The sequence below is a fragment of the Arcobacter acticola genome, assembly GCF_013177675.1.
Classification (GTDB): domain Bacteria; phylum Campylobacterota; class Campylobacteria; order Campylobacterales; family Arcobacteraceae; genus Aliarcobacter; species Aliarcobacter acticola.
The window spans coordinates 2,451,205-2,466,018 of the sequence record NZ_CP042652.1 but is presented as its reverse complement, the minus strand read 5'-3'; the positions used below and the strand labels follow the sequence as shown (position 1 = coordinate 2,466,018).

The following is a 14,814-nucleotide window of genomic DNA, read 5'->3' as shown; positions in this document are numbered from 1 at the left end:
TAAATATGAAAGAGTTTATCTTTCATATTTTCTATAAAAAATCAAACATAAAACAGCTCCAAAAAGTGCCATTCCTGCTCCTACTAATGCTGGATAGTTAAAAGATAAACCATATAATAATGGAATCCCTCCTAATAATGCTCCCAATGAATTTGCTACGTTAAAACCAGCTTGGATAAATGCTGCTGCTAACATTTCTGAATGTTTAGCACTTTTTAACATAATCATGTTTATTGGACTTCCAAAAGATAAGGCTAAAGCACTACAAACAAAAGTAAGTATTACTGAAACAATTTTGCTCTCTGAAAAGAAAAATACTAAAAGTAATGATATAACCATTAAAAAAAGTAAAAAAATAGAAACAATTACAGGATCTCTTTTGTCCGCTAAATATCCTCCAATAATATTTCCAACAACCATACCAGCACCTGCAACTATCATTAAATAAGAAACCACTTCAATATCAAAACCTGCAATATTAATTAAAAGAGGTGCAATATAACTAAACCAAGCAAATAAACCAGCAAATCCAATTGCCACAATAGTTAAAATATGCCAAGCTTTTATTGTTTTGAAAAATTCTAATTCTTCCTTAAAACTTACACTTCTAAGTGGTTTCATAGAAGGTAACCAAATATATAAAAATAAAATAGTTAATAAACCCAAAAGAGAAACAACGCCAAAGGCATATCTCCAATTAAGATGATGTCCTATAAAAGTAACTAAAGGAACCATAAGTAAAATAGCAAGTGTAAGACCTGTAAAAATAGAAGCAATAGCTTGAGCTTCCTTACCTTTTTTTGCCAAACGTGAAGCTACTATAGTAGCAACTCCAAAAAATGCTCCATGGGGAAGTCCAGATAAAAATCTTGAAACTAATAAAGTATTATAATCAGGTGCAATAATTGATAAGGCATTAAAAACAGTAAACATAAGCATGAAAATAATTAAAATATTTTTGGGTGGAAACTTTGCACTAAGAGCCACTAAAATTGGTGCTCCAACTACTACACCGAAGGCATAGGCTGAAATTAGATGACCTGCTACTGGTATAGAAACATCAAGTGAACTTGAAACATCAGGAAGTAATCCCATTATTGCAAATTCAGTTGTTCCTATTCCTAAACCACCTAAGGCTAAAGGAAATAATTGTTTTGTCATAAATAGTATCTTTTATTGAATTTTTATAAAATATTTCCGAATTCTAGTAGGAATATTTTATTTTATACTTAAATATAGAATTATTTATACTGAAAAATAAAATTAAGCTAAACAATAATTAAGTATATATTCAGTATAATCACGCACTTTTTTAGAAAACTAAAACAATTTATGTTTCCTAGAATGGGAGTATCGTTTCAACTAAAATGTTGAATTTGCACGAGAAGCATGGGTAAGGCTATAATTACTCAAACCAATTTATATAAAGGAAAGAAATGCCTACAATCAATCAGCTTGTAAGAAATGAGCGAAAAAAGGTTATAAAAAAATCTAAATCGCCAGCGTTAGAAAGTTGCCCACAAAGAAGAGGAGTATGTACAAGAGTATATACTACAACTCCAAAAAAACCTAACTCGGCTTTAAGAAAAGTTGCGAAAGTTAGATTAACATCTGGATATGAAGTAATTTCATATATCGGTGGTGAAGGTCACAACTTACAAGAGCACTCAATTGTTCTAGTAAGAGGGGGAAGAGTTAAGGATTTACCTGGGGTTAAATACCACATCGTAAGAGGTGCTTTAGATACTGCTGGTGTTGCTAACAGAACTGTTGCAAGATCTAAATATGGTACAAAAAAAGCAAAAGCTAAGAAAAAGTAGAAGGATAGAAAATGAGAAGAAGAAAAGCTCCAGTTAGAGAAATAATGGCTGATCCTATCTACAATAGTAAAGTGATCACAAAATTTGTTAATACAGTAATGCAAGATGGTAAAAAATCTACTGCTGAAAAAATTATGTATGGTGCAATTGCTAACCTTGATGCAAGAGGTGAAGAAAAAGGTATTGACTTATTCGAAAAAGCAGTTGAAAATGTTAAACCACTTTTAGAAGTTAGATCTAGAAGAGTTGGTGGAGCAACATACCAAGTTCCTGTTGAAGTTAGAGCTGTAAGAAGACAAACTTTAGCATTAAGATGGTTAGTAGAATATGCTAGAAAAAGAAACGAAAGAACTATGGTAGAAAGATTAGCTAATGAGTTATTCGAAGCTGCTAATGAAAGAGGTTCATCTTTCAAGAAGAAAGAAGATATGCATAGAATGGCAGAAGCTAATAAAGCATTTGCACACTACAGATGGTAGGAATTATAAATGGCTAGAAAAACACCACTTAACAGAGTTAGAAATATTGGTATTGCAGCTCACATTGATGCTGGAAAAACTACAACTACTGAAAGAATTTTATTCTACACAGGTGTATCTCATAAAATTGGTGAGGTTCATGAAGGTGCTGCAACAATGGACTGGATGGAACAAGAGCAAGAAAGAGGTATTACAATTACTTCTGCTGCTACTACTTGTAACTGGACTCACCCAAAAACTAAAGAGCAATTAATGATTAACATCATTGACACTCCAGGTCACGTTGACTTTACTATTGAAGTTGAAAGATCTATGAGGGTTCTTGATGGAGCTGTTGCAGTATTCTGTTCAGTTGGTGGGGTTCAACCACAATCTGAAACTGTTTGGAGACAAGCTAATAAATATAGAGTACCAAGAATGATATTCGTTAATAAAATGGATAGAACTGGTGCAGATTTTTATAATGTTTTAAAACAAGTAAATGAAAGATTAAAATCAAATGCTGTTCCTATTCAATTACCAATCGGTGCTGAAGAGAACTTCAAAGGTATTGTAGATTTAGTTCAAATGAAAGCTATCGTTTGGGATGAAGATGCAGCTATGGGTTCAAACTATCACGTTGAAGAAATTCCAGCTGATATGATGGATATGGCACAAGAGTATAGAGAAAAAATGATTGAAGCAGCTGCTGAGTCAATCGAAGAGTTAATGGAAAAATACCTTGAAGGTATTGAATTAACTGAAGAAGAAATCACTGCAGGTATTAAAGCTGGTTGTTTAAATATGACTATTACTCCAATGACTTGTGGAACAGCTTTCAAAAACAAAGGTGTTCAAACTTTACTTGATGCTGTTGCTATGTATTTACCAGCTCCAACTGAAGTTGAAGACATTAGAGGTGAAACTCAAGATGGTGAACCAGTTATCGTTCCTTCAACAGATGCTGGTGAAGTAGCTGCTTTAGCATTTAAAATTATGACTGACCCATTTGTTGGACAGTTAACATTTGCAAGAGTTTATAGAGGAGTTTTAGAATCTGGAACTTATGTTTATAACTCTACAAAAATGAAAAAAGAAAGAATCGGAAGATTACTTAAAATGCATGCAAATAACAGAGAAGAAATCAAAGAGCTTTATGCTGGAGAAATCGGTGCTGTTGTTGGTTTAAAATATACAATCACTGGAGATACTTTAGCTTCTGAAAAAGATCCTGTTATCTTAGAAAGAATGGAATTCCCAGAACCTGTTATTTCTGTTGCAGTTGAGCCAAAAACTAAAGCTGACCAAGAAAAAATGGGTATTGCTTTAGGTAAACTTGCAGAAGAAGATCCATCATTTAGAGTTAATACTGATGAAGAAACTGGACAAACTATTATTTCAGGAATGGGTGAATTACACCTTGAAATTCTTGTAGATAGAATGAAAAGAGAATTCAAAGTAGAAGCTGAAGTTGGTGCTCCTCAAGTTGCTTATAGAGAAACAATTAAAAACGCTGTTAAACAAGAGTATAAATACGCAAAACAATCAGGTGGTAAAGGTCAATACGGTCACGTATATTTAGACATTAAACCATTAGTTGGAAGCGAAGAAAACTTCAAATTTAACAATGATATTAAAGGTGGGGTTATTCCAAAAGAGTATATTCCTGCAGTTGAAAAAGGTTGTTTTGAAGCAATGCAAGGTGGTATCTTAGCTGGTTACCCAATGGTTAACATTGAAGTTTCTGTTTATGATGGTTCTTACCATGATGTGGATTCATCTGAAATGGCATTTAAACTTGCTGCTTCTATGGGATTCAAACAAGGTTGTAGATCTGCTGCTGCTCAAGCTGTAATCTTAGAACCAATTATGAAAGTTGAAATTGAAACTCCTGAAGATTATATGGGAGATGTTATTGGGGATTGTAATAAAAGAAGAGGACAAGTTCAATCTATGGATGACAGAGCTGGTGTTAAACTAGTTGTTGCTATGATTCCATTATCTGAAATGTTCGGTTATTCTACTGACTTAAGATCAATGTCTCAAGGTAGAGCGACTTATTCTATGATTTTCGATAACTATTCAGAAGTTCCAAAAAATGTTTCTGAAGAAATCATCAAAAAAAGAAATGGTTAATAGCGTTAAGTAAATGACACTTGCGTGTCATTTATAGCTATTAACGAGCTTTTGTATGTGTAATAGAAATTTATGATTTCGTAATTACACCAAAAGGGGATATGCATTTGCATATCCCCTTTTTTTTGATTAAATTTACTTAAGTTATTAAAATAATTGGATAAAATAATTTAAATAAATTTATAAATAAAGCTAGGTGTATTATGAGAATAGAAAAAAATTTTGAATTATTACCTAATATAAAAAGTGCTGGAATTATATTAAGGCCTTCAAGCCCAGAACTAAAAGAGATATATTTAAAAATTAAAGAATTATTCCAAAAAGCTGATATTGAAATATTATTAGAAGATAATTCTGCAAATATGATATCTTTAAAAGGTATTCCTTTAAACGATTTATGTCGTAAAGTTGACTTTCTAATCTCAGTCGGAGGAGATGGAACTTTACTTTCAGTAGTTAGAAAATCTTTTAAATATGATAAACCTGTTTTGGGAATTAATCTTGGAACCTTAGGATTTTTAACTGATATTTCAATGGAGCAATTACCTAGTTTTATAAAAGATTTAAAAAATAATATATATAAAATTGATAATAGAATGATGGTTGAAGGAAGTGTAAATTTAAATAAATTTGTTGCTTTTAATGATATTGTGATTTCAAGAAAATCAATCTCTTCTATGATAAAAATATCTGCAAAAATTGATGGTAAACACTTTAATTCTTATGATGGTGATGGGGTTATAGTTTCAACACCAACAGGTTCAACTGCCTATAATTTATCAGTTGGAGGACCAATTGTTTATCCTTTAACAGAAGCATTTATTGTAACTCCTGTTGCTCCTCATTCTTTAACACAAAGACCTCTTGTAATGCCTGCTGATTTTGAAATTGAATTTAAAATAATTGACAATCAAGGAGCGGTTGTTATTGTAGATGGTCAAGATATTTATGAAGTTGAACAAAACCAATCTATAAAAATAAAAATTGCATCAAAGAAAGCTAAAATGATTCATAGGGTACAAAGAAATTATTTTGAAGTATTAAATGAAAAACTAAGATGGGGAAATTAAATTTGATTAATAGAGTATATTTAAAAGAGTGTTTATCTTTTAAGGAAGTTGATTTAGAATTTAAAAAAGGTTTAAATATTTTTACAGGTCCAAGTGGTGCTGGAAAATCAATCTTAATGCAAGCCATATTATCTTTATTTGCATTATCAGAAGTAAAAGCAAACTTAGGTGAAATACAGTTAGATAATTTGAACTTTTCTGATGAGTCATATGATATTTCACTTGATGATGATATTGTTATTAAAAGTATAAAAAAAGAAAAAGTAAGATATTTTTTAAATAATCAAACAATCTCAAAGAAAAATCTAAATAATCTTTCAACAATGCTTATTAAACATCTAAACCTAAAAGACACTTCTGAATTTGATAGTCATAAATTAGTAGTTTTTCTAGATAAGCTTAGCTCAAAAAATAAAAAAGAGTTTGTAGAGATTAAAAGTTCATTTGACACTTTATATTTAGATTTCTTACAAATAAAAAAAGAGTTAAAAAAGATATTAGAAGATGAAAATAAATTAGAAGATTTAAAAGAGTTTGCAAAATTTGAAATAGATAAAATAGAGCAAATTAATCCAAGTATCGATGAATACGAAGAGTTAAATTTAATAAAAAAAAGATTATCAAAAAAAGAGAAAATTGAAGTTGCAATAAAAAAAGCTTCAGGAATAATGGAATTTAATCAAAATGTTACTAATGCTTTGGAATTAATGGAAGTTGATTCTTCATTTTTTGACGAAGCAATGAATGAGCTTAACAATGTATTTGAAAAGTTTAATGACTCTTTATATGAACTTGAAGATATAAATATAGAAAATGTTTTAGATAGAATTGAAAAATTAGCATCCCTGCAAAAAAGATTTGGTTCTATTGAAGAGTGTTTAAAATATAAAGAACAGAAGAAAAAAGAGTTAGAATCATATGAAAATATATCTTTTCAAAAAGAAAAATTAGAAAAAGATTATAAAAGAATAAATGAAGAGCTATCAGTACTTTCTTTAGAAATATCAAAATATAGAAAAGAAACTTCACTAATACTAGAAAATAAAATAAACGAATATCTTAAATTTTTATATTTAAGTAATGCAAAAATAATTTTAGAAGAAAAACAATTAGATAATTCAGGTATTGATAATATCCTTTTTGAATTAAATGGAGTTTCTTTAGAAACAATAAGTTCAGGAGAATATAATAGATTAAGACTTGCACTTTTGACTTCAATGAGTGAGTTTGATATTGTTGATAATGGAATCTTATTTTTAGATGAAATAGATGCAAATTTAAGTGGAAAAGAGAGTGACGCTATTTCAAAAGTATTAATAAAACTTAGTAAATCTTATCAAATCTTTGCAATTTCACATCAACCACAGTTAACATCAAGTGCAAATCAACATTTTTTAGTTGATAAACACAATGGAATTTCAAATGTTAAATTACTAAATGAAAAAGAAAGAATAAATGAAATTGCAAGGATGATTAGTGGTGAAAATATCACAAGTGAAGCCTTTGAATTTGCAAAAAACTTATTAAAATAATTTATCTTAGTATTTGATAATTAATACAAAATTACTTTGCCATAATGCTTATTTTGAGTAAATAAGAGCTATTTATTTTTAAATAATTAAATCACAGTTGCATTTTAATCTTACAAAAGGTAATATATTACATAAATTAATATATGGAGAATCCTGATGTTTAGAGATATATCAATAAAAGGTAAGTTGTTACTATTATCTTTGATCACAATTATTGTGGTTTCATTGTCTATTACTATTCCTGACTTCCGTAAAAGCACTACAAATACGCACAATAAACTCTAAAGAATCCCTTGTTTTAGCACTATAAATATTTTATGATCCTTGTAGTGCCCCACTATATTTATATATTGACATTTATTATAGATTATGGTAAAATTCTGTTATGTTTGTAAGAATAAAAAGTAAATCAAAAGATAAATATAATAAATCAGTACAGTTAGTAGAATCATCAAGGGTAAATGGTAAGGTAGTGCAAACTATTGTAAAGCATATTGGTGTTGCTTATAATGATGAGCAGCTAGATGAATTAAGATTATTAGCTAAATCTATCCAAATAACTTTGGAAAATGTTGATAAAGAATCATTGTTTCAAGCAGAAGAGTTGATAGAAGATTTAACTTTAGAAGGTAAATATGATCAAAGTATCTATAGTGATGAAGATTATAATGTTGATATAAGAAACTTAGAAGAGGAGAGTAGAACAATAACTGGTATTCATGATATATATGGAAAGTTATATGATGAATTAAAAGTTGGTTCAATCATAGCTAATCCTGCTAGAAATGTATCTGTTGCTAAAATATTCAAAGAGATGGTGATCTCTAGAATAGCAAATCCTGATAGTAAAAGGGGAAGTGTTGCTGATTTAGAAGAGAAGTATGGTGTAGAGATCGATTTAGATAAAGTATATCGTATGATGGATAAACTTGATGATATAGCTATTGCTAAACTTAATACCCTTTCTTATAATAAAACTAAAGAACTGTTTGGGGATAAGATAGATGTAATATACTTTGATGCAACAACTATCTACTTTGAATCTTTTACAGAAGATACAGGTGAAGATGCTTTAAAGAAGAACGGTTATAGTAAAGATTTAAAATTTAATCAGCCTCAAGTAGTATTAGCACTTATGGTAACTAAAGAGGGATTACCAATAGGATATGAAGCATTTAGTGGTGATACCTTTGATGGACATACTTTAATTCCAAGTTTAAAGATACTAAGAGAGAAATACAATATAGATAATGTTGTATATGTAGCAGATAGTGGTATGTTTAATAAAAATAACCTACAAGAGCTAGATCAACTAGAGGAACATAAGTTTAATTATATCGTTGGAGCAAGAATAAAAAATATCTCCAAAAGTATTAAAGAGCAGATACTTAATATGAATGATTATCTCCAATTAAATGAAGATATAAAAGTAAAAAATATCACTTTGGATAATGGTAGAAAATTAATAGTAACACATTCCCTAAAAAGAGCACGAAAAGATAAAACTGATAGGGAAAAGGGGATTATAAAACTAAGAGAGAAACTTCAAAAAAATAGATCAGTTAAAACACACCTATCAACACAAGGATTCAAAAAATATCTCCAACTAGAAGAGACAAAAGATGAAGCAACATCTTGTGATTTTACAATAACACTCAATGAAGAGAAGATTGTTCAAGATGCCCTTTGGGATGGATTAAAAGGTTTAATAGTCAACAAAGACTCCAAATTAACTAATGATGAGATACTTACTCAATATTCAAATCTATGGCAAGTTGAAGAGTCTTTTAGAATCACAAAATCTGATTTAAAAATAAGACCAGTATACCATTGGAAACCTAGTCGTGTTAAAGCTCATTTAGCTATAAGCTTTGCTGCACTTTTTTTAGTACGACACTTAGAATATAGAGTAAAAGTACAATATAAAAAACTTTCTCCTAAAAAGATAAAAGAATTACTACTATCTGTACAACACTCAACATTAGTAGATAAAACAAGAAAAATTAAATACGCAATACCATCAAAAACAAATGTAGATATAAATAAACTCTACAGAATTATGGGATTAAAGAAACATACAACACCCTATATTCTAGGAAAATTCTAACAGTAAATATACTAAAATCTATAAAAAGTAGTGCCCCTTGAAAATTGGGAATCCCTTAGTTAAGGCGTTTGTTTGAAAAATATGCGGAAGTCGGGATCACAATTATTGTGGTTTCATTGTCTGTTACTATTGATTCACTTTATTCTATTAATAAACTTTCAAATGAAAATATTAATAGATACAAAGAAGAATCTTATGCTAAAAAAGAATTAGAGTTGAAAAACTATGTCTCATTAGCTATGAAAACAGTAGAGTCTTATCATGAAAGAACTGCAATTGATAAGATTAAAGTTGAAGTTCAAGATGATTTAAAGAAGCAAACTAATTTTTTATTTTCAATATTAGAATCAGAATATATTAAATTAAAAGATGTTCTTTCAGAAGATGCATTAAAACAAAGATTAAAATCAATTGTTGATGCCACAAGATATGGAGATAGCGGTTATTTTTGGGTTAATGACACAAATGCTGTAATGGTTATTCATCCAATAAAACCAGCATTAAATGGTAAAGATTTATCTGCATTTAAAGATGATGCGGGAAAACAAATTTTCTCAGAATTTGCAGCACTTGCTAAAAAAAATGGTGAAGGATTTGTGGATTATGTATGGGCAAAACCAGGATTTGAAAAACCACAACCAAAAGTTTCATTTATAAAGCTATTTAAACCTTATAATTGGGTAGTTGGAACAGGTGAGTATGTATCTGATGTATCTTCTAAAATACAAGAAGAATCAAAAAAAGCTATTGCTGACATGAGATATGGTAAAGACGGATATTTTTGGATAAATGATTCTAGCCCTAAAATGGTAATGCATCCAATAAAACCAGCATTAGTTGGACAAGATTTATCTGAAAACAAAGATGCTAAAGGGAAAAAACATTTTGTTGAAATGGTAGAAGTTGTAAAAAACAACAAAGATGGTGGTTTAGTTAAATATTTCTGGGATAGACCAGAGAAAAAAGGTGATCCTCGAGAAAAGTTTTCATATGTACAAAAATTTGAACCTTGGGATTGGATTATTGGTACGGGTGCATATGTAGATGATATTGAAGCTGATGTTGCTTTAATGGAAGAAAAAACTAAAGAAGAGATAAATAATATAATTTTAAGTATTTCTATCTTTTCTCTAATAGCTATTTTTATAGTATATTTGATTTATAGTTATTTGATTAAAAAAATGATAATAAAACCTCTTGAAAATTTAAATGATGCAATTTTAGATATTTCTTCAAATAATTCTTCAAGTGATATTATTGAAAAAACATCAAATGATGAAATAGGTCATTTAGTAGATAGTTTCAATGGTTATGTGAGTAAACTAAAAGCTGGATATGAAGAAGATTCAAAAGTTATTGAGGAAGTTGACTCTGTTATTGAAAAAGTTAATAATGGATTTTATGTGTATAAAATTGAAAAAACTTCATCTAATGCACAAGTTATGAAATTAAGAGATTCTATAAACTCAATGATTTCTAAAACAAATGATAATTTAACTAATTTAAATAATATTTTAATGCAATATGGTAATTCAGATTTTACTCCAAATAGTAAAATTACTGAATCTTCAAAAGCAAATGGTATTATTTCTTCATTGATTGCAAGTTCTCAACTAATTGGAATTGCAGTTTCAGAATTTTTATCAATGATTGTAGAAAGTGGTAAGAAATTAAATAATGATACAACTATATTATCAACATCTGCAAATAGATTATCATCTTCAGCAAATGAACAAGCAGCTTCACTAGAAGAAACAGCAGCAGCTGTTGAAGAAATTACATCAATTGTAAAATCAAGCGTTCAAAAAGTTTACCAAATGTCAACACTTGCAAATGAACTACAAGTTTCTTCAAAAGATGGTGAGACATTAGCACTTAAAACTACAAGAGCTATGGATGATATAGATAGTCAAGTAAAATCAATAAACGATGCAATTACAGTAATTGATCAAATTGCATTCCAAACAAATATTCTTTCTTTAAATGCAGCCGTTGAAGCGGCAACTGCAGGTGAAGCAGGACGAGGATTTGCAGTTGTTGCAGCAGAAGTTAGAAACCTAGCTGCAAGAAGTGCTGAAGCTGCTAAAGAGATTAAAGGGATAGTTGCATCTGCTACTTCAAAAGCAAATGAAGGAAAAGTGATTGCTAATAATATGATTAGTGGTTACACAATTTTAAACACTAAAATTAACGAGACAATTTCATTAATAGAAGATGTATCTCAAGCAAGTAGAGAAGAAGAAAAAGGAATTATTCAAATCAATGATGCTGTTAATGCTCTTGATCAAGCTACTCAAGTTAATGCAAACTCTGCAACTACAATTAGTGGTTTAGCAAATGAAGTTTCAAAATTATCTGATACATTACTTCAAATTGCAGATAGAGCTAAATTTAAAATATCAACAAAAGAAGAAATTCAAGATATTGATTTAGTATTTAATATTTCAAAACTTAAAAATGATCATATAAAATTCAAAATGGTAAATTTTGAAAAAGTTGGAACTACAAAAACAGCATGGACAGTTACAAAACCAAATGAATGTGCCTTAGGTAAATGGTTAATAGAACAAGAAAATATAGGAAAATCATTTACAAAAACAGATAATTGGTCACAGTTAAAAGTTCATCATAATTTAGTACATTCAAGTGTACAAGATTATATAAATGAAGATTGTAAAGCTGATCCTGATAAAAATCTTTTAAGCAATTTCTCTAGTACATTAGATAGTGCTACAAGTAATGTATTTAAATCATTAGATCAGTTAAAAAAAGATAATGTTTTAGTTAAAAAAGTAGAAGCAAAAAATGATAATTTTTCTTCAAAATCAGAAATGAAAATAGAGAAAAAAGAAATATCTAAAGAACCTTATAAAGCACCTATTAAACCTGTAGTTTCTACTAAACCAATACCTAATGTAATTACTTCTTCAAAAAAAGATGACGATGAGTGGGAAAGCTTTTAAAAGCTTTTCCCCTTCGACCTAAATAAGATTAAAACTATCCTCTTTTAAATTTATTTAAAAATAGGTATAATATTAAACTAAAAAAAACAAATATATTTATGACGAAGTATTTAAAGGAAATTTATGGACAATAAAAAAGTAGAGTTATTATCACCTGCTGGAAATTTAGAAAAATTAAAAATAGCTATCAAATATGGTGCAGATGCAGTGTATGCAGGTGTTAGTCACTTTAGTTTAAGAATTAGAGCTGGTAAAGAGTTCACATTTGAAACATTTAAAGAAGGAATTGATTATGCCCATGCCCATGGTAAAAAAGTGTATGCAACAATCAATGGATTTCCTTTTAATTCACAAATTGAACTACTAAAAAAACATATAGCTACAATGGCTTCACTTGAGCCAGATGGTTTTATTGTTGCAGCTCCAGGAGTTGTAAAATTATGTAGAGAAATTGCACCTCAAATTGATATTCATTTATCAACACAAGCAAATGTTTTAAACTATCTTGATGCTCAAGTATTTTGGGATATGGGAGTAAAAAGAATCGTTGTTGCTAGAGAAATTTCATTAAAAGATGTTGTTGAAATAAAAAAACATTTACCAGATATGGAAATAGAAATTTTTGTACATGGTTCTATGTGTTTTGCTTATTCAGGACGTTGTTTAGTATCTGCTGTTCAAATGGGAAGAGTTCCAAATAGAGGAAGCTGTGCAAATGACTGTAGATTTGAATACACATTATATGCTGTAAATGAAGATCACAATACTTTATTTAGATTAGAAGAAGAACCAGGTGTTGGTACATATATCTTTAACTCAAAAGATATGAACTTAGCATCACATATACAAGAAATACTAGATTCAGGTGCAGTAGATTCTCTTAAAATTGAAGGAAGAACAAAATCACCATATTATGCAGCAGTAACAGCAAAAGCATATAGAAGTGCTATTGATGACTATTATGATGATAAATATGATGCCGATAAATATCAAAGAGAACTTCATACTACAAAAAATAGAGGTTTTACCGATGCTTATTTAATTCATAGACCATTTGAAAAAACAGATTCACAAAATCATGATTACGCATTAAGCAAAGGTTCATATGAAGTTACAGGATTAGTAACAGAAGATGAAGAACACTTCTTATGTAAATATAAAGTTTATCCAAATGAAGATATTGAAATTTTTACTCCAACAGGTGAAGTTTTAGAAGAAGCTGAGAATGAAATTGGGAAAATCTTTAAAAAAGGTGACCTGTATTATATTAACTTCAAAAAAATATTAACAGAGACAAATAAAGAGTTAGAATCAGTTCATAGTGGAAATGTAAATAAAATTAAATTACCAGGGAAACTTCCGTATTTAACTATGTTTAGAGTTGAAAACGTTACAGAAATTATCGAATAAAAAGTATTTCTTAAAAGATGATATTTTTTAGAGTTACTCAAAATATAAATATTAAAACTACAGATGGTACTTTAGTTAATTACTTTAGATTAAAAGTGCCATCAAACTTAGAAAATGAAACGGTATACATTACAACTTATGATGATTTCAAAGATATAAAAGATATATTTGCAAAAGTTGATAAAGACAAATATTTTGCTAAAACTTTAATTGAAAAAACCGTTAGATCAATACCCACTTTTCCAAAAGAACTTGGAATTTCAAATATTAATGAATTTGAAAATAGAGAAAAACCAGCTTATTTAGAATTTGCAAATACAAAACAAGTAGATATTTTTAAACAATTAAAACATATTGAAAAAGATGAAGTTAGATTTGCTTTTATAGGTGGTTTAGGTTCAAGCATTAGTGATATTATCTCTTCGTGTACAGCTTTAAGAATTTTGCATAAGAAATTAAATGAAGTATATAAAAATATTAAATTTGATATATTTATAAAGGCTTCAAATAATAGTTTTTATACAAGAGACAAAGAAATTTATGAAACACAAGATTATATAAATGCTGTATTCCCTTTAAGTTTAACAACGAAAAAATTATGTGAATATGACTATTATTTTGATAATAGTTTTGATATTGGAATAGCTTTAGGTACACCTTTAAATAATGTTGATAAATGGCTTTATAAATTTGGAATTGATTATAAAAAAATAGATAAAAATGAAAAATATAATCAACTTGATATTTCAAAGTATAAAGTTTCAAGTAGCCTAGTAAAAAAAATAGAAGATGCAAAAATAAAAGGTAAACTACTTTTATTTCAGCCATATTCTGCAAATATAAATAAATCAATTCCCCAAGCTGTTGCTATTTCATTTTTAAAAGAGTTATTACAAAAGGCGGATGATTATATTGTAATATCTACATTGCAAATTGATGCTAAAATAAAAGAAGATAATTATATTGATTTATCAAAAGAATCAAAAAATTTAAATGATTTCATATATATAGTTTCATGTATGGATAAAATTATAACAACAGATACATCAACATATCATATTAGTGATGCTTTTATGGTTCCTACTGTTGGGCTTTTCACTCAAAATGATTTTGAAATAAAAAGTAAATATTATAAATATTTAAAAACTATATATGTAAAAGATGAATCAAAAAATCTCTCAAAATTCATATATGAAAATGAAAGTTTGACTTTTTATAAATTTGAATCATGGAAGAAGGTAAAGATAAAGCAGATTATAAAACTATTAGATAAGTTTTGATAGAATAATAAGCCAAAAAACAAAAGAAAAAGGGTAAT

The 14,814-nt window shown here is 28.5% G+C and carries 10 protein-coding genes; 9 read left to right on the top strand and 1 reads right to left on the bottom strand.

Features of this window, described 5'->3' with window-relative positions:
* Positions 1-15: 15 nt before the first annotated feature.
* On the bottom strand, positions 16-1,161 hold the full coding sequence (locus AACT_RS12620) for an MFS transporter (RefSeq protein ID WP_172127421.1): 1,146 nt from the start codon (positions 1,159-1,161) through the stop codon (positions 16-18).
* Positions 1,162-1,436: 275 nt separating this feature from the next.
* Between AACT_RS12620 and rpsL the strand changes: the two genes are divergently transcribed.
* From rpsL to AACT_RS12575, 9 genes are all read left to right on the top strand, one after another.
* Positions 1,437-1,820, top strand: coding sequence for a 30S ribosomal protein S12 (gene rpsL, locus AACT_RS12615; RefSeq protein WP_172127419.1), 384 nt, complete (start codon positions 1,437-1,439; stop codon positions 1,818-1,820).
* A gap of 11 nt (positions 1,821-1,831) precedes the next feature.
* A complete protein-coding gene (gene rpsG / locus AACT_RS12610; RefSeq protein ID WP_172127417.1) occupies positions 1,832-2,299 on the top strand; it encodes a 30S ribosomal protein S7 in 468 nt (155 codons plus the stop codon).
* Positions 2,300-2,308: 9 nt separating this feature from the next.
* Complete coding sequence (gene fusA / locus AACT_RS12605) at positions 2,309-4,414, top strand: elongation factor G (RefSeq protein WP_172127415.1); 2,106 nt, start codon at positions 2,309-2,311, stop codon at positions 4,412-4,414.
* Positions 4,415-4,617: 203 nt separating this feature from the next.
* Complete coding sequence (locus AACT_RS12600; RefSeq protein ID WP_172127413.1) at positions 4,618-5,484, top strand: NAD(+)/NADH kinase; 867 nt, start codon at positions 4,618-4,620, stop codon at positions 5,482-5,484.
* Between the two features lie 2 nt (positions 5,485-5,486).
* Complete coding sequence (locus AACT_RS12595) at positions 5,487-7,016, top strand: AAA family ATPase (protein WP_172127411.1); 1,530 nt, start codon at positions 5,487-5,489, stop codon at positions 7,014-7,016.
* Positions 7,017-7,401: 385 nt separating this feature from the next.
* Positions 7,402-9,123: an IS1634 family transposase gene (locus tag AACT_RS12590; RefSeq protein ID WP_172127409.1), complete on the top strand. Its 1,722-nt coding sequence runs from the start codon at positions 7,402-7,404 to the stop codon at positions 9,121-9,123.
* A 68-nt stretch (positions 9,124-9,191) separates the two neighbouring features.
* Positions 9,192-12,086: a methyl-accepting chemotaxis protein gene (locus tag AACT_RS12585; protein WP_216658201.1), complete on the top strand. Its 2,895-nt coding sequence runs from the start codon at positions 9,192-9,194 to the stop codon at positions 12,084-12,086.
* A 123-nt stretch (positions 12,087-12,209) separates the two neighbouring features.
* Complete coding sequence (locus tag AACT_RS12580) at positions 12,210-13,496, top strand: peptidase U32 family protein (RefSeq protein ID WP_172127405.1); 1,287 nt, start codon at positions 12,210-12,212, stop codon at positions 13,494-13,496.
* A 17-nt stretch (positions 13,497-13,513) separates the two neighbouring features.
* The gene (locus tag AACT_RS12575; RefSeq protein ID WP_172127403.1) at positions 13,514-14,776 is read left to right on the top strand and encodes a glycosyltransferase family 9 protein; all 1,263 of its coding nucleotides are present in this window, start codon (positions 13,514-13,516) and stop codon (positions 14,774-14,776) included.
* Positions 14,777-14,814: the final 38 nt, after the last annotated feature.

Excerpts from the sequence above, each read along its gene's own strand:
- rpsG (WP_172127417.1), top strand. The coding sequence starts at position 1,832 with ATGAGAAGAAGAAAAGCTCCAGTTAGAGAAATAATGGCTGATCCTATC.
- fusA (WP_172127415.1), top strand. The coding sequence starts at position 2,309 with ATGGCTAGAAAAACACCACTTAACAGAGTTAGAAATATTGGTATTGCA.
- rpsL (WP_172127419.1), top strand. The coding sequence starts at position 1,437 with ATGCCTACAATCAATCAGCTTGTAAGAAATGAGCGAAAAAAGGTTATA.
- AACT_RS12600 (WP_172127413.1), top strand. The coding sequence starts at position 4,618 with ATGAGAATAGAAAAAAATTTTGAATTATTACCTAATATAAAAAGTGCT.
- AACT_RS12575 (WP_172127403.1), top strand. The coding sequence starts at position 13,514 with ATGATATTTTTTAGAGTTACTCAAAATATAAATATTAAAACTACAGAT.
- AACT_RS12580 (WP_172127405.1), top strand. The coding sequence starts at position 12,210 with ATGGACAATAAAAAAGTAGAGTTATTATCACCTGCTGGAAATTTAGAA.
- AACT_RS12590 (WP_172127409.1), top strand. The coding sequence starts at position 7,402 with ATGTTTGTAAGAATAAAAAGTAAATCAAAAGATAAATATAATAAATCA.
- AACT_RS12620 (WP_172127421.1), bottom strand. The coding sequence starts at position 1,161 with ATGACAAAACAATTATTTCCTTTAGCCTTAGGTGGTTTAGGAATAGGA.